General features: G+C 57.4%; 16 protein-coding genes and 2 pseudogenes. 10 read left to right on the forward strand and 8 right to left on the reverse strand.

The features are described from left to right. The first annotated feature begins 121 nt into the window (after window positions 1-121). From T8A63_RS19705 to T8A63_RS19715, 3 genes are all read left to right on the forward strand, one after another. A complete protein-coding gene (locus tag T8A63_RS19705; RefSeq protein ID WP_322346174.1) occupies window positions 122-1,525 on the forward strand; it encodes an AAA family ATPase in 1,404 nt (467 codons plus the stop codon). Next, window positions 1,503-2,585: a ParB/RepB/Spo0J family partition protein gene (locus tag T8A63_RS19710; RefSeq protein ID WP_322346175.1), complete on the forward strand. Its 1,083-nt coding sequence runs from the start codon at window positions 1,503-1,505 to the stop codon at window positions 2,583-2,585. Before T8A63_RS19705 ends, T8A63_RS19710 begins: the two co-directional genes overlap by 23 nt. A 613-nt stretch (window positions 2,586-3,198) precedes the next feature. Then, window positions 3,199-3,402, forward strand: coding sequence for a hypothetical protein (locus T8A63_RS19715; protein ID WP_322346178.1), 204 nt, complete (start codon window positions 3,199-3,201; stop codon window positions 3,400-3,402). 219 nt (window positions 3,403-3,621) lie between these two features. Here the strand turns inward: T8A63_RS19715 and T8A63_RS19720 are convergent, their stop codons facing one another. Then, entirely contained in the window at window positions 3,622-3,918 is a 297-nt protein-coding gene (locus T8A63_RS19720; protein WP_322346179.1) for a hypothetical protein, read from the reverse strand. Between the two features lie 825 nt (window positions 3,919-4,743). Next, window positions 4,744-4,964, reverse strand: a pseudogene (locus T8A63_RS19725) (SDR family oxidoreductase); the annotation flags it as partial. 69 nt (window positions 4,965-5,033) lie between these two features. On the opposite strand from T8A63_RS19725, the gene T8A63_RS22445 reads away from it, so the two are divergent. Continuing rightward, entirely contained in the window at window positions 5,034-5,279 is a 246-nt protein-coding gene (locus T8A63_RS22445) for a helix-turn-helix domain-containing protein (RefSeq protein WP_416153258.1), read from the forward strand. Between the two features lie 30 nt (window positions 5,280-5,309). After that, window positions 5,310-6,440 (forward strand): annotated as a pseudogene (locus T8A63_RS19730) (IS3 family transposase). Window positions 6,441-6,582: 142 nt separating this feature from the next. On the opposite strand, the gene T8A63_RS19735 reads toward T8A63_RS19730, so the two are convergent. From T8A63_RS19735 to T8A63_RS19755, 5 genes are all read right to left on the reverse strand, one after another. Then, the gene (locus tag T8A63_RS19735) at window positions 6,583-7,398 is read right to left on the reverse strand and encodes a hypothetical protein (protein ID WP_322346181.1); all 816 of its coding nucleotides are present in this window, start codon (window positions 7,396-7,398) and stop codon (window positions 6,583-6,585) included. A gap of 178 nt (window positions 7,399-7,576) precedes the next feature. Next, window positions 7,577-8,398, reverse strand: a complete 822-nt coding sequence (locus tag T8A63_RS19740; RefSeq protein ID WP_322346182.1) for a metallophosphoesterase — start codon at window positions 8,396-8,398, stop codon at window positions 7,577-7,579. A 12-nt stretch (window positions 8,399-8,410) separates the two neighbouring features. Beyond that, window positions 8,411-9,703 carry a type II toxin-antitoxin system HipA family toxin gene (locus tag T8A63_RS19745; RefSeq protein WP_322346183.1) on the reverse strand — a complete coding sequence of 431 codons (1,293 nt, stop codon included), beginning with the start codon at window positions 9,701-9,703 and terminating at the stop codon, window positions 8,411-8,413. 383 nt (window positions 9,704-10,086) lie between these two features. Beyond that, on the reverse strand, window positions 10,087-10,887 hold the full coding sequence (locus tag T8A63_RS19750; protein WP_322346185.1) for a hypothetical protein: 801 nt from the start codon (window positions 10,885-10,887) through the stop codon (window positions 10,087-10,089). Beyond that, the gene (locus T8A63_RS19755) at window positions 10,880-11,710 is read right to left on the reverse strand and encodes a hypothetical protein (protein WP_322346186.1); all 831 of its coding nucleotides are present in this window, start codon (window positions 11,708-11,710) and stop codon (window positions 10,880-10,882) included. The genes T8A63_RS19750 and T8A63_RS19755 overlap by 8 nt, the downstream gene beginning before the upstream one ends. 126 nt (window positions 11,711-11,836) lie before the next feature. Here T8A63_RS19755 and T8A63_RS19760 point away from each other — a divergent pair, with 126 nt between their 5' ends. The 5 genes from T8A63_RS19760 (at window position 11,837) to T8A63_RS19780 (ending at window position 15,082) form a co-directional block, all read left to right on the forward strand. Further along, window positions 11,837-12,232: a hypothetical protein gene (locus T8A63_RS19760; protein ID WP_322346188.1), complete on the forward strand. Its 396-nt coding sequence runs from the start codon at window positions 11,837-11,839 to the stop codon at window positions 12,230-12,232. 274 nt (window positions 12,233-12,506) lie between these two features. Next, a complete protein-coding gene (locus T8A63_RS19765; protein WP_322346189.1) occupies window positions 12,507-12,908 on the forward strand; it encodes a plasmid mobilization protein in 402 nt (133 codons plus the stop codon). A gap of 1,104 nt (window positions 12,909-14,012) precedes the next feature. After that, window positions 14,013-14,201 carry a hypothetical protein gene (locus tag T8A63_RS19770; protein ID WP_322346191.1) on the forward strand — a complete coding sequence of 63 codons (189 nt, stop codon included), beginning with the start codon at window positions 14,013-14,015 and terminating at the stop codon, window positions 14,199-14,201. A 138-nt stretch (window positions 14,202-14,339) separates the two neighbouring features. Then, window positions 14,340-14,678, forward strand: coding sequence for a hypothetical protein (locus T8A63_RS19775; protein ID WP_322346194.1), 339 nt, complete (start codon window positions 14,340-14,342; stop codon window positions 14,676-14,678). A 230-nt stretch (window positions 14,679-14,908) separates the two neighbouring features. Further along, window positions 14,909-15,082 (forward strand): hypothetical protein, encoded by a 174-nt coding sequence (locus T8A63_RS19780; RefSeq protein ID WP_322346196.1) that lies wholly within the window; start codon window positions 14,909-14,911, stop codon window positions 15,080-15,082. A gap of 238 nt (window positions 15,083-15,320) precedes the next feature. Here T8A63_RS19780 and T8A63_RS19785 read toward each other — a convergent pair whose 3' ends face one another. Further along, window positions 15,321-15,620, reverse strand: a complete 300-nt coding sequence (locus T8A63_RS19785; protein WP_322346198.1) for a hypothetical protein — start codon at window positions 15,618-15,620, stop codon at window positions 15,321-15,323. Window positions 15,621-15,992: the final 372 nt, after the last annotated feature.

Below are 15,992 nucleotides of genomic sequence, written 5' to 3' on the forward strand. Positions count from 1 at the left end.
CGAAACTACCCAAACACTCGCAATATGTACGGTATGCCTTACTAATTCCCATTTCCGAAAAGATGTGCGATAACTAGCATGATAACACCGAATATTGATGATCTGACCGAGGCATCGCAACATGGATAAGAAGTCGGGCACCCCCCTGCCCCCCTATTTCAATCTCGATCCCGAAGCCGCAGCGGCAAAGCTCAGCGATCCGGTGGACACCGCCCGATTCGCCAAAGCCGCTGCTTTCGCCGGGCGCGGCAGGGCGGATCTTGCTAAACGGGGTTATGCCCCGGACGGGCAGAAAAAGCTTCGAAAATTTTCGACATGGGAGATTTGCCGCTACCTCATCCCCGTGGCCCCCGCTCATCTGCGCAGAGTGCTAAACAAGCACCCCGAACTCCCGCAAGGTGAGGGGGCCGGGAACGCCAAGCGCTTCAGCCTCGAAGAAATCCTTACGCTGCGAAAACACTTCTCCGAAGAGGGTGTCAGCACCAAAGAATACCGCCCCTACCGCCCCAAAGGGCTGCCCGCAAAGGTGGTCGCCGTGGCTAATTTTAAGGGGGGTGTGGGTAAGACCTCGACGGCGGCGCACCTTGCAATGTCGGCTGCCTTGGACGGCTACAAGGTGCTTGTCGTGGATCTCGATTCCCAAGGTTCGATGACTTCTATCATGGGTGGACAGGTTCAAGACGAATGGCAGACGATTTTTCCGCTCCTAGCGCGCGATTATGCATTGCAGTTCCAAGCCGAAAACCGCGTCCGTGCTGCCGCCGCAGAGCCCGAAATGCCAATGGACGAAACCCTGACCGAGGCGATGACGATCTCGCTCAAGGACGTCGTTCAAAAGACCCATTGGCCTAACATTGATCTCATCGGGGCTCAGCTCAACCTATATTGGGCCGAATTCCAAATTCCTGTTTGGCGGATGGCTCTTCGGCACTGGGCTCTTTGGGATGCGCTGTCCTCGGCGCTGGATTCGGGTGGCGCCTTAGATGAATATGACATCATCCTGCTCGATACGCCCCCTGCCCTTGGCTATCTGACGATCAATGCTTTGGCCGCGGCCGATATCATTATGGTGCCATTAGGCGCCTCGTTTTTAGAGTTCGATTCCACCGGTCGTTTCTTCGATATGCTCTATTCCACCTTCGCTTCAATTGAAGAGGGTGAAAACGCAGCGCGGCGGCGTGAAGGTTTGCCTGAGATGAAGTTTGAATGGGACGTCGTGCGAGCGATCATCACGCGCTTCGATGCCAGCCAGCAGACCGATCTGGCAAATGTGATCCAAGCTTATTTCGGCGATATGACAAATACATACCGGCAGGAGTTCACGGCGATGGTCGGGCAGGCCGGGGAAAGTGTAAACGGGATTTACGAGGCTGATTATCGGGATTTTAACCGCGAAACCTATACCCGCGGGCGAGAGACCTTTGACCGGACCTACGCCGAGTTTAAAGAGGTTTTGCTCGGCGCCTGGTGGCGCGATGATCAAGAGCGGAAGGAGGCCGAGAATGGCAAAACGCAGACAGCTTGAGGTCCCCTCGGCAGAGGCGCTTAAAGAGATCGAAGAGGGTTTCGCGCGCGAAACCTCTCAGATCGGGACCCGTGCGCCAATCGCGGATGTGGCGGCGGATGCGGCCTGGCATAAAGACCCCCTACCCCAACATCTCCGCGAGGAAAATGCGCGGGACAAAGCAGATGCAAAGGCGCTCCGGCTCGCCCGGGAAAAGGGCCTTGTCCTGACCGAAGTGCCGTTGCACGAGATTACTGCCGATGCCCTTAGTCGCGACCGTTTGAAAATGGACGAAGAGGATCTGGCCGAACTTCGGCGGTCAATTGCGGACCATGGGCTTCGCCTGCCAATTGAGGTTTTCGAACCGCCGAATCCCGAGGCCGCTGGGAAATACGCGCTGATCTCGGGCTTCAGGAGGCTTGCCGCTATGCGCGAATTGAACGCGCTTTCTGGGGGTGAACGGCATCAGACAATTTTGGCCTTCGTGCGCAAACCGGATACGCTGGCCGATGCGATCGTGTCTATGATCGAGGAGAATGAGGTCCGGACTGGGCTCAGCCAGTATGAACGCGGTCGCGCTGCGGCGATCACGGTCCATGATGGGGTTTTTTCCACCATAGATGAGGCCGTCGCGACGTTGTTTTCCTCCGCCAGTAAGGCGAAGCGGTCGAAGATTCGATCCTTTGCTCTTGTGCATGAAGAACTGGGTGACATGCTGCGTTTCGGCCCTGAGCTGAGCGAGCGTCAGTGTCTGCGCATTGCGACTGTTCTGCGCGCGGGGCAGAGCGAGGGGATGCGGTCGGCGCTGGAAACGCACGCCGTTGCCACCGCGGAGGATGAATGGGCGGTGTTAGAACCGTTGATCGAGGTTGTCGAGGGTGCCGACTCCGATCACAAGCGCGGCGGACGCCCTCGGAAAAGTGTGGAGCGGCCTAGGCCGGTGAGCTTGGCCAATGACCTCACAATGGAGCGGGTTCGCACCGAGGATGGCTATGCCATTCGCATTCGAGGCCCGCATGTGAACGAAGAAATGATCGAGCTGATCATGGACCGGATCAAGTATCTGCTCGCGGAAATCTAAACCCCCTGGAGGGAGGTTTCGCGCGCGAAACCTCCCCTAACCCCATTGATCGACTAGGTTTCGCACGCGAAACCTCTTGCCCTATGCCGCGGCGCGGGCTGTTTTGCGATGTGGTTGATCCGCGCATCAGAAGTTCAAATTCTCGGTTATCAAAGAAGACGGCGATGCTTATTCGCTATGTTTCCTAAAGACACCACAACGGATTGACCAGCCACATCGTGGAAGGTTCGATGTAACACCCGGTGATACAGCAGCTCTCCCTCATACGACGCGCGGTGTGAGGTCGCATCTGCTGGCGATTCGGCGGTGGTACTGAAAAGTGGGAATGTGATCCCCCTGCCCGCCCGGCGTGATTTACCGGCCCCGCATCGTAAAGATTGCTGGCGGCAGGATAACAACCACGGGTGTCGAGGGGTTGTTCAGATGCTGAGGGTCAGCATTAATCGCTTCTGCGGTATGCCGTAACCGGGCCCCTATCGGCTTTCCGGTGGCTTTTTGCTGGAACCGGGTGCGCTCAGATATCGGTATCGAACAAATCGACGGGTGGCGCCAAGCGGCGCTTGATCCGCGTGATGTAGGCAATTCAACGATCTAGAGTCGAACGGCGAGCCGCATGGATGGCGTTGCTGGGGAGGATGGCAGCCAAAACCTCGGCGTACAGGACAGCCATTTCGCTAATGCCAAGCGGACGCTCCAAGCGGTTTTCACCGCGCGCTACGCGACGGGTGCGGCCTATTGCGTTTTGGTCAAGCCGGGGATTAAGCCGAGGCGGCCTTCACCCGCAATGGTAATGAAAGCGAACCGCCTGTTGCTGTGATCGGTTGAGATGGGCCGCGGCGCAATCGCGCGGAACCGTTCGTTTTGGCATGGAACGATGGGCGGGATGTTCACGACAATGAAAGATCGGTCCGACGGGTGTTTCGCAGCGATTTATTGACCTCGGAGGCGCTCTATACCGAGTTGAGAAATGCTGCGCGCCAGACCGATTACTATGCTCTGCAGGCCAATGCCCGGACTGTTTCCACGCGGGGCTTTTCTACTTTGGCGGGGGCGTAGAGGTCACATCTAGCGGCGTCACGCCGTTCTTAGGCAGGCGTTCAGCCAGCTCCTTCCATCCGGGCTCGTCCTCGGGCGTGCGTTCCCAAACATCGCTGTGTTCTAAGTCAAGCGGGCTGTTGTAGCCGATGACCGAGGGGATGCTCGGGTGGAAGAGCCGATCTCGAAAGAGGGTAGGCGGCCCACGGTGGCGGTAGAGCAGGATGCGATTGCTGTTGGTCGTTTGATCCGAGCTCCCCAGTTTCATCGCGGTTTGAGGCGAGACCGATGTCGGCATGGGTGAAAGGGCCAAGAGTAGTGTCGAAATCCGGCTCGCCGTGCCAAATGATACTGACCCGCGCGGGCGACGGTTCGGGCAAGCGGTCGAGGACATGGATGTGCCAGTGCGGCGGGCCGTCCGTCAAGCGCATGAGGGCAGGGGTAATCGAGCGGGGTCGTGCCCGCGCAGACGGCGGTGGGGCTAGTACAGAGTTTGGAGTAAGGGTCAGTGGAATTGACCCATTGTTCCGCGTGAGGGATGCCGTTCGGGTCAAACGTGAGGTTCGGGGAATCCGCCAAATGGGCGGCACTATGGGGGCTGACGGTGCTGATGCGAGTGAAGGGGCGGTGGTTCCGCTCTACCCACAGAAGCGCATCCAACGCATTCAGCACGCGGATATCATCTGAAACACGGTAAATACGAGCGGCATGCGGGGGATCGGGTCAGAGCCCGCGGCCGAGTCTCGGACTGCGATCTACGGGGGCTCTATTAAGGGGCGCTGGCATTTGTCTTTGCGGGCCTGCACTAGGGCTTTGGCAGTCTACCGCTTCAGGCGAAGCGGTTGGGTGCGCCATTGATTTGCCCTCGGAGCGAGGCGATGCCGGTGATCTTCTGCGATGCGCCGCCTTGGTTCGACCCGCGTGATGAAGGGGATATCGCAAGAGCGCTAACGCTGTCTTCGCAGACTGGCGCTGCGCCACCGGGAAATGGTCCGACGGGGCAGCGCCGGGCGGATTTATCTGAGTGGCACAGAAGTGCCATAGTGGTAGCGTAGGTGGCCAGGCGATCTACAAATCGTTGATTTTGGTGCGGCCGCGGAAGGGAGATGAGAAAACTGTAACTTCACAGCACGCCTATGCGTAGCCGGTTAGCCCTCAAAGCAGGCAGGCCCACGCCCGTAGCGTCGAACCGGCCGTCGGGTGCAACGACCTGGCCGGTGACATAGGATGCGGTCGCTGGCGAGGAAACGTATGGCGACCGCGATTTCGCGTTCGGAGCCGCAGCGGTTAAGGGGGGATCGGGTGATGATAGGTCGCGCGTGTTATTGGCGAATGGACGGCAAGCGGGCGCGCGCTACCCTCAAGTGCGACTCTCTGTACAAAACAGTAGTTTATCTAACGGGAGGAATCGGTATGGGAGCCGTTTACAGCCAACTGAGTATCACAGAACGACGCGAGATAGAACGCTGGAGGCATGCAAAGGTGCCTGTCGATGAGATGGCGCGCGTCATGAAGCGCTGCAGATCAATGATATTCCGTGAGCTAAAGCGCAACCATTTCCCGGATGAAAACATACCCGGATGCGATGGCTATCACGGTGCCGCCGCGCAACTGATACAAGCGGAATGGGCGTGTCGCGGTTTGATGCCGCTCCTTTGATAGCATTTATTGCAGCAAAGGAGACGAACTATGGGACTGAAACGAACGAACGAGTTCCGAGTTGACGCGGCCCGGATCGCGCTGACTAGTGGCCTAACACGCAAGCAGGTGGCATCGGATTTAGGGGTTGGCCTATCGACCTTGAACAAATGGGTTACGGCGCATCGTGACACTGATGTTGTGCCAGACCAGAACTTGGATCTTGCCCGTGAGAATGAGCGACTTCGCCGTGAGAACCCCATTCTCAAGGAGGAGAGGAATATCTTAAAAAAAGCCACAGCCTTCTTCGCGAGCCAAAAAACATGTGGTTCCGGTTTATCGAAGAGCATGGCTGCGAATTCCCAACCAACCGCCTTTGTCAGGTTCTGGATGTCAGCGCTCGTAGTCTGCGCGCATATCGCAGCCGCCCGGCCAGCCAAAGGCAACGGACTGACATGGTTGTCCTGGCCCACATCAAGGAACAATCCCGCCTCAGCCTGGGCAGCTACGACAGGCCGCGAATGACCGAAGAGCTGAAAGAGCTTGGCTGGAACGTTCGGCACCGTCGCGTCGGTCGGCTGATGCGTGAGAATGGCATACGGGTTGACGGTCGAAGAGATACAAGGTGACGACCGACAGCAACCACGTCTCCAACATCGCCCCAAACCTGCTGAACCGGGACTTCCATGCCAATAAACCAAACCAGAAGTGGGCCGGTGACATCGGCTATGTCTGGACGCGTGAAGGGTGGCTCTACCTGACTGTCATTCTTGATCTGCATTCACGGCGGGTGATCGGTTGGGCGGTGAGCTATCGCATGAAACGTGACTTGGCGATCCGGGCATTGAGGATGGCTGTCGCCCTGCGGCAGCGCCGCCCAAGGGCTGCATTCACCACACGGACAGGGGTAGCTAATAGTGTTCGCACGATTATCAGAAACTGCTGCGTCAACACGGCTTCCAAGTATCCATGAGCGGCAAAGGCAACTGCTATGATAACTCGGCGGACGAAACCTTCTTCAAAACGATCAAGGCGGAACTGATTCGGCGAAAGTCGTGGAAGACCCGCCGAGAAGCAGAGCTGGCCATCTTCCAGTATATCAACAGCTCCTACAATTCGCGCCGAAGGCACTCAGCACTGGGCTGGAAAAGCCCCATCGCTTTCGAACGGAAAGTGGCATAAACGAGCACTTGGGGCAGCACTAAAGCGTGGCAGGTCCAGATCGGTGCGGCCTCGTTGCAGGGCCGCGCCTAGGCTTTAGCTTGCGGGTGTCGCGACGATGGCGTCTTGGAAGCTACGGACGATTTCGGTACCGCCCTCGGAATCAACCTTTGTGGACCTTCCAGTCGGTTGCTGGTCGGTCGCTTAGGCTGATTATGGAAGCCGCTTCGGCTCGACTTTTGCAGCGGTAGTCTTGGGTAAAGTAAATCCCGTCATCGCGTTTTACCGTCCATCTCCAGCGATCTAGAATTCCTAGGCGCCAGAGGGATACGGCTTTATCCATACTACGCGACAGGCGTCCATCTATGTCTGAACGCCGCTTTATCGACTTAGGCAGTCGCGATCCTTTCAAAATTGTTATCCCCCGGCCTGCCGAAGACGCTATGGCAAAACTATCTTCCCTTTCAGATCCGATCTGATGTGTGACCCTTGTCTGGCGGGTAGGGGTTGGGTCGAAGTGCCGGGCGCTTTCAATGTATCCCTCGGCATCGAAGAGGATGCTTTGCAGAAGCATAGACATGGCCGGGTTTGCCGAGTAGCTATAAGCATCGTGGCCTTTGACCCAGAGGCTTCTCTCGTTGCTCCACTTTGCCCAAGGCCAGCACTTCCATGCTTGCCGCAGCGCACGAATCTCTAGCTCTTTTAGAATTTCGAACTCCACATAGCCACTAAGGCGATAAATTAGAACGTAGCTATAGTTTTGCCGCAGTCGTCGCTGTTGAATTATCCTTTCAACGATATTTTCTGACAGACCTAAGTAGACGAAATGTGGAGGGCTGTCTTTGTAGAACAAATAAAGACCATAGCCGGTTCTGCCGATCTCCCTGCGGTTAAGGGAGGATACGTGAACCCTTTGAGGCACGAGGTTCTCTTTGCTGAACTGGATCTCCATCTCTTGGGTTCGGCTTACAAAACTCATGATCGTTCCTTGGCATGTTGAATTACACGTCTCCGCATCGGATAGGGCCTCGCTTTGCGAGGGTGGGTAGCCTGATAGGGTAGGGGGATCGTTCCCAACACTTTACAGCCCCCTCCTTTCGGTGGCGCAGGGGAGGTGAACAGGTGCCCGGTCCGTTGTTCAGCAACAGCCATGCTGATCATTTCGGCTCTCCTGCTGAAGATCTGAGGTCAATAAGACCCCTGAGGAGGAACTTGGCCTCTTCTGCTGGTTGCACCTCGCGGGGGTATCCAAGCGAGACGTTGCGTAGGGTGGTCCGGCCGGTAGTCGCTTCCGCACGGACATGCGTATGCCCGAAGAGCCAGGCCTCAGGCTGAGCGGTTTCGATCAGAGAGCGCAAATCAGAGGCATAGGCTGGATCGCTATTTTGATGGGCGCTGGAAACGAGAGCGGGGTGCGGACAATGGTGGGTGACCACCATTGTCCGGCCGACAAATGGCTCGGCCAACTGTTCCTCTAACCACATACGATGGTCTGAATGGATATTTGCCGTATCTAGGGGTCGTATCCGCCGATATCCCGCATCTTTGAGGCGGATGTATAGGTAGTCATTCATAGTGGTCTGCGCGACCTTCATGGCTGTGGTCGGATCGCCATGCAGCTGGAAGTCCGTCCACAGCGTGCAGCTTAGGATTCTGAGGTCCCCGTTAAGATATACTGCTTTTTGTGCGAGATGGGGGCCATGCTCAAAGCAGAGTTTGGCGAGCCTGGGTTCATCATCGAGGACAAAATCGTAGTAATCATGGTTGCCTGGGACGACATGCACACGTCTGAGATCGATGTATTTTCCGATATGCACAAAGGCTTTTGGCCAGCGTACTTTTGGTTTGTTGGTAACATCACCTGCTAGGAAGAGTGCATCAAGAGAGGCTAATAGATCGGGATCGAGGGCGGCAAACGGATCGCGGCCCTCATTGAGCCAGCGATCAAGATGTAGGTCGGCGAGAACAAGAACAGACATGACAGGCTTCCACTAGAACGCGCGCGGTGAAGGGAGTTCGGGAACCGGCCCAAAACCTTCGAATGCATATGGGTTGAACACTTGCCTTCCGGCAAAAGCGTCTCGGTCTTTTTGTGCAAGACAGGCCGCATCGCAGGCATCTGACCAGGCCGCAACTATCGTTTCTACCTGTTGATCAACGATTTGGCGGAACTGCTTGTTGCTGATGCCGAACAAGGGGGCAATCGCGGCGGCGTTTCGCAATTGCGCTGCGCGGGAGCCATTTGCCAGTGTCATCGCTTGCCCTGCTTCATGGGATGTGCGGCGTTGCGGCGCGATATCATAGGCTGGTGTCAACTCGAGAGACCGTCCGTTGGTGAACGCTGCGTGGTTTCGGGCATGATCGTCTGAGTTGCCGACGAGGATATTGAAGGCGAGCCTTTTGAGCATTTCCACCTGATCGCGCTGTGGATCGCGGAATTGGGTTTCGATAATTTGAGCCAGTTCGCCATAGGAGATGTGATGCGCAGAGATTTCCGTTTCCTGGGTCCATGTCAGCGCGCTGACCATGGCCCGGCGCGTCTGGCTGCCGTCAGGGTGAGGCTTGCGGTCGAACCTCTCTACGAGCAAAACATCCACCTTGCCCAGTTTGGCGATTGCCACCGGTGCCACGTTGAGGCCTGCTAAGGCCGCCAGCCTCATCGCTATGTATTCGCCGGCGATGACCGGATAAGTGTCGTCTTCGGCTGGGAATTTGGCGATATATTTTCTGCCGGTTTCTGCTTGGGTATAGAGGGCTTTTGGCCTGGCCCCGCCCACGGATGCGCAGTGCGGGATCAAGCGCATCAGGTCTTGTGAGATCGCTTCGCCCCGCTCAATCTGCTGCGAGAGGCGGAACAGTTCTCCCAGAGCGATTGTGTCATCGGCCCTTTGAGATAGGGTGTGGCCTTTGCGCTGGAATTCTAAGGCGCCGATGCGGTCCGAGTTCGAGCCAAGCATGACGGTGATGTCATCAAGGTCGTCTTCGCGGACCCTGGGCCTGGGTGGATTGCTGAGTTTGGCGGCAATGGCGCGACGCCCCCATCTATCTGGCAGAGCGTCTCTCAGACTGGGTGCAAGCTGGTGCGGTTCTGCCGGGTAATGTTTGCGATGGATGAGAGGCAGGTCTGCTTGGAATATTGGTATGGCGTGTTTCAGAAGGAGATAGCCGGGGTCGTAGACGAATGATGTCGAGGCACCTTCAGAGCGCACCTGACCTGCAAGCACCGCTTCGGGCTGACCTGGTAGCCAGATCAAAACATCGAGGTCTTCAAGATGCTCGGGCATTGTCATTCTCTTATGCGGGCGTGCGCCGGCCGCGGGCCAAGAGCCCGTCACCGTGGTGCGCGGAGGGGTTAAGATGCGGATTTTTTCGAGGGGATTGTGCCCCTTTAGAATGAGTTAACCGACGAAAAGCCGACGGTGCAACATGAAAAATACATACTTTTCAATGGCTTATCATTTTTCAGGAAGCGATATTGCGGCCTAAGGTGTTGAAGCGGCGCCATTTTGCCCTGCTGGCCCTCAATTTTTTCGCAAGGAAGGAGGCGCAAGTTTTTTTGAGATGCGGTTGGTCTGCCTTGATCCGGATGGTTTCATCAGGTGCTCTCGGCTCGCTACGCGTCGCCCGCCGGCGAGCGCTGCGCCCCCAAAAGCTAGTCCAGGTCTTCCTATTTAAACCAGGGTGTCCGTCCTTTTGTGGCTCCGCCAAGAAGCACCCCGATGCACAAGGTGATGCAAAGCAGTACCCATGTGGAGGTCCGCGCAGGGATGAGGCTCGAAAGGGTTGTCAAATAGGGGGGCTTGGGGCTGGAGTGCTGGCGTTCCGGGGCCATCCACAAGGGCACGGCACAGACCGCGCGGTTGTCTTCGGCCAGATAGCTTTGGGGCCCGCCATTGTGACAATGTTCCCAAAGGGTGTCGTCGATGTTCGGGTTGCTTTCAATGAGGGCCAACCAGGTAGAGGCATCGGCGCGCGGAAGAACATGTGCATATTGCGGGTCGAGATCATGCACTTCTTGTTTCCCGAGGGCGTAGCCAAACAGGCCCGCCAACCCGCCGAGCATCACGCAGATCAACCCAATATGTAGCGCGGCCCGCGTGAGATTGCGGATGTCAGCCCTTGCGGCTGAGCGCTTAAGGGTCTCATCTATGAGGGTGTTCATCTGCTGGCTCAGCCCGGCCTGCAGCGCTGCATTGCGTTTATTGATATCAGCGGTGACCTTGCCGGTGATTTTTTTGGCCAGGGTGGCGGTTACGCCTTCAAGCTGGCGCGGCAGTTTTTCAAGAGCGGCCATAACCTCGGTGCCGCGCCCTTCCATGATCGCATCCTGAGCGGTCAGAATTGCCAAAGGATCATCGGGATTATGGCCGGCGTGATAAACCCGGCCGCGGATGTCAGCGCGCTGCGCGTCGGTCAAGCTGTATGCGTTCAAGAAATGATCGAGCCTATCATGGGGACGGTCAGGCATTTTGCACCCCCAAGATCGCGCCCACTTCGGGGGTGATTGCGTTTGTGAAGGCGGTCGTGAACTGACGGATACGCTGGCGGTCGACCAGATCGAGCTTGGGGGTATGGATTGCCTCAGAGAACGGCATGTTGAGATTTTTCGTAAGGGCGAGCGTCCGTTCATTCATATGCGGCAAGACCATTTCCGCGCCGCCTTGGGCCAAGAGACGGCCGCGGGTCTTGCCGCCGGCTTCATGCCCGTCTTTATGTTTGATCCCATACCAGAAGGGGTAGTCATCTTTCTGCAGCAGACCGCGCTGGTTCAGGATCGCAATATGTCCGGCGATGCGACCAAGCTCACCCAGGCCCTCGATCATGTCCAGATGGACAGCGACGGATTCAACGGTGGCCTTGTCGGGGGTGATGAGATGGCAAAAGACGGGGTAGATATTGAGGTCTGCAAAAACCGCGAAGAGGTTTTCCAGGCCGCCCTGGTCATCAAAGATACGCTTGAGATCCGCGAGCGCCCCTCCGGCGAGATCATGCAGGTTCGTCCCTTTATGATGCTCAGCGGACTGGATCAGCGTGTCACGACTTTCTTCGCGCACATTGTAGGCCAAGACGCCCGTCAACGGATCCTGAGACGCGCTCATCATGCCGCCCTCGCGGGTCGCATGCATGGCCGAGAGCGTTCCGATGGCGCCGTCGCCGTCATATGCGCCGGTAGGGTGGCCCTGGGTGCGCAGGTGATCAAGAAGCGCGCAAGCAAAGAGGCTTTTGCCGGTGCCTCCTTTCAAAGAGGTGGTCATCAACAGTGTGGCTGCGGGGGTGGGGAGATTAGGCATGGGGGCGTCTTTCTATGTTTAGAGTTCGTTGTCGGGTCTTGGCGTGAACGTGGAAGAAGAAGGGGAGGGCGGGGTCTTTTTTGCGGGCATGGGCGCGCTTTGGCGCGGGGCAGGGGGGCTGGGGAGATGATCGGCGCGCAGCTCATTGCTGTTCGGAGGCGCGATCTTGGCCCGTACGATCCCTTTACAGATGCGCAGGATATCCGCGTCGCTGGTCTCCTGAATGCCTTCATCGCGCGCTTGGCGTTCAGCCGAAACGATCCGCGCGATGTAATTGCGCAGCGTCCCTTCAGCGATATGGAGGTGTTGCTCGCCAAGCCATTTTTTGATCTGGCTGGTGGCATGGCCTTTGTCGCGCAATTCCAGGATTGTTTTGCGCAGCGCGATAACGCGTTCCAGAAGGGACCGTTCAGGGGATTTTGCGGCCTCTTGGGCCCGCTGTTTCAGGCCGCAAGCGATTTCGGCGTCGTTGATATGTGTCATGGCATTTGCTCGATCTACGTAAAATTCTCCTCACCATAATACGGTGATCGGCTGAAAATTTTGAGCACCAGAATGCGCCTGAATGCATTAAGCTGTGGAAAACCCCCTTTGAATTCATAGACCTGAGGGGTGGGGCACTGCTAATGCGCTTGTGATGCGCTTGTGGTGCGCTGCAAGTGCAGACAGGTGCGCAGAGGGTGCGGCGGGATGGGGCGTAAGTGCTTTGGAAGTGCGATCTTGCTGAATAGGTCTGGCAGCAAGGCTCCTCGCACCGCGGGGGTAAAACGCAAATTCCGCAGCAGAAAGACCCGCCATGCCCCGGCCCCAAAAAGACCCCTCAGACCGCCGCCAACGATGGGATGCGCTCTATGTCACACCTGCAGAGCGTGCGTCGATCCAATCCAAAGCGAAGAAGGCTGACCTTTCAGTAAGCCGCTACCTTGTCGCGCTTCATGCAAAGAACCAGGTGAGCAACCGTAGCGACTGGCGTCGCAACATTCAGCTTTTGAACGTTGTCACTGAGCAGCTGGGACTGATCGCAAGATCGATCCCTCAAGAGCCCAGGACTGCGGAGGCGTGCGACGAACTTGCCGGGCGCCTAGAGATTGCAGCATCACTGCTGGAGATTGAGCGTTTGATCCGAAGCCAGGTCATGCCATGGCAAGGGCCGCGGCAGCTGGACCCCGTAGATCACGCGAAGGCCGCGCCATGCTGATTGCCTGGTCCTCTCACAGCGGCACCGCAGGTAAGGCCGATGGGCCGCGTGCCTTGAGCAATTATATGGATGCCGAAACGGTTATCAAACGCCTTTCCGATGGGCGGCGCGCACCTGTGCGGCGCCGCCCTGCGCCGGAAATCTTGTTTGGAGATGCGACCCAATTGCGCATGGCGATCGGGTCTAGCGGCTGTGTCCACCGCTACGCCTCATGTGTCATGAGCTTTGCGGCCAGTGACATTGATGTGGATGCCTTCAATGCGGGGAACACTGACGCGCGTTTTAAGGCCGACCTCGCTCTGAAACTTTTGTTGGAGATGGCGCTTGCCGGCATCCCGCGCCAAGCACGTCCGCCGGTCTATGCGACCACCCATACGCATACAGGCGCTTTGGAAATCAATGTTGCGATCCCGCGCTGGATCATGGGGCCTGATGGCAAGCAGCGGGGCTTCAATCCGGCCCCTCCCGAGAAAACCCATGCGAGTTGGGATGCGGTCCGTGACCTTCTGAACCACCGGTTCGATTGGGCGGAGCCAGAATGCCCTGACCGGCGCAGAGAGCTGGTCTTGCCCAATTGGATGCTGAAAGTTGCCGCCGAAACGCGTCGTGCGGGAGGGCCGCTTAAAGAAGGCCTTCGTGAACAGATCACGCAAGAGGTGTTTGAGCAAACATCGGCGGGCGTCATCACCGATCGTTCAAGCCTGCTGAATTGGCTTCAAGCGCGCCTAGAGGATACGGGTCTGATCCTGCATGGGGCAACCTCTACGTCGGTTACCATTGGGCCTGCGGATGCGGCGCCATCGGCACGCTTCAAGTTGAAGGGCGTCGTTTTTGAAGAGAGCTTCGGGCAAGGCGCGCCGACGCCTGGACAAGAGGCTATCGAGATCGCGCGCGCGGCACGGCAGCGCAGGCTTCGCACTGCGCCAGACCGGGTTCAGAGGCTTTGGAACCGGCGCGCTGCCTTTAATCGGAGCCGCTATGGGGTGAACAGATGGCCCGTCAAAACCTTTGCGGCGAGCCACTATGAGATCGTGAAGCCCGGGGATGAGCCCCTCATGATTCCAATGAAACACCATTTGAATAGCCTCACGGGAGACAGCCGCCATGACTTCGAGATTGACACCGATGGAACGCGCTTTGCTCGATATGGTGGAGCAGATGAACTTGACGGCATTGGCGCGCGACAAAGCGTTGGACGCGAAGATCGACGCTTTGACGCTGCAGCTTCAACAGCAAGAAGAGTCTGTGACGACTTTAAACAGCTTGTTGAGACCCTTCCTGCCAAAGGGCTGATCGCGGCGATAAGTACCCGGGTCTCGCAGTTGGTGAGGATCATTCGGTCCCGCATGCTGCTGAAGCGTATTTCTGCGGCAATTCCCGACAGTCTTTTAAGAACCCTCGCACATACACAGGAAGCCTTGGAGGTTTACAATGGAACATCACCCCACGCCCTTAGACCCAATGAAGCAAATAGAATTGCAGCTGAGAGAGTTGGCGGGGCTGATCTATCCGCTGCACGCGCTTTTGGAGGGCAGCTACGACGAAACCACGGACCGTCTGAAGAGCGTGGTCGACGCGCTGGATCAAATCGCCAATGCGTTGGAGCGCACGGTAAACATGATGAACGCGGAGCGGCGCGAGGTTCCGCTGGCATTGGAACGCAGATTGGAGATCCTCAGCCAACAGCAGGTTCTGCAGATGCAGTTGTTGAGCGATCTGCACGCATGGTGGGGCGGCCCGCAGCCCCAAACAGCCGAGCAGGGCTCCTGAACTATCTCAGGACGGAAGTTCAAAAAAGAGAGTGCAGCGCCGAAGTGAGGCTACAGTTCTTTGAGGGCTCTTATTGCTGGCCCCCCAGGCTGGAGCTTTGCATTGCGAAGGTGGGCAATAGACCCACCCCATCAGCGACGGGGCGGCGCCCCACGTGCAGGCTGCTTTGCGTCCCTTCCTTGGTGCCGCAGATTGTGCCTGTTCTAAAGCAGGCCCTGGAAGGGGGATGGGTGAGGGGGGTCGATTTTGACGCCGAGGCGCTGAATGATATGCCTGAGGAAATGCTGCCTTTGCTGCGTTCATTAGAGATGTCTGGACCGCAGCCCACCAGTTCCGACCTTGCAGATAACACTGAAGGCGAAGGGGACTTTGCCTCTGCGATTGACGGCGGGCCAACTGGCTGACCGGTGCTCTGATACTGCATCTTGCAGGCGATAAAGCGGATGCTGACTTGATCGCGCGCGCATTGTCCGCCGGTCCCATAGCGGTCTATGCTGTGGCACAGAAAAACGATCCGCGCGCCTTGAGGCAATATGAGTTGGAGGTCGATGCGCAGGGGAACTGCGGTAAATCGCAGGGCTCGCCGACGGGATTACAGTCTTTATCCAAAATTGCAGCCCGAGGTTTTAGGGGCGGTAAGCGCTAGCAGCTACGCTCGACCAAAAGCACATCTCTTGCCAAAGGCGCCGAACCATTGGCCTGCGCGACCACCGCCACGGCGACCCCGTCCGCCAAAACCTTATGAACCGAGCTCGACACCCGCGCTATGGTGATCCGCGGCGGGGCCTGGCCCTTGTCATAGATTACGGCGATCTGGTCGCAGTCATGCAGCGTGTCTGGAACCAGCGCAGCTTTCGGTCCGGGGGCTTCGCTGGCTTTTGCGGGTGTCAAACCGATGGCGCAATCCCATTGAAGTCCCTTGGTCCGGTCTGTTGCGATCATTGTACTTCCCTCGTCGCGGCCAGGGCTGCAAAGCGGGCGAAAACCTTCTGCCCGTGGGGTGGACTCCCGCCGGACTGCGAAAGGGCGAACCCCTTAAGCAGTGCCGCGATGACGCCTTTCACTTCGAAAAGACATTTTAAGGAGAGGCTATCCTTGCTGAAGGAAGCCCGTCAAGCAGGGTAGGGGGATTGTCGCTGTCTGTGAAACGGTGTCGTAATTTTGCCGTATTTTGTGCCTTGGTGTTTCGCAATTGGCAAACGTTTGTCGGTCCAGACCGAGGCAAAGCACCTGCCTGCTATCCAGAGCGGCGGCGACGCACAGGTTGCAGCTGGCGTGGTTTTTTGCTGCCGTCTTTCTGAGGGGCTATCAGTA

Source organism: Sulfitobacter sp. OXR-159, from assembly GCF_034377145.1.
In the GTDB taxonomy this organism is placed as follows: domain Bacteria; phylum Pseudomonadota; class Alphaproteobacteria; order Rhodobacterales; family Rhodobacteraceae; genus Sulfitobacter.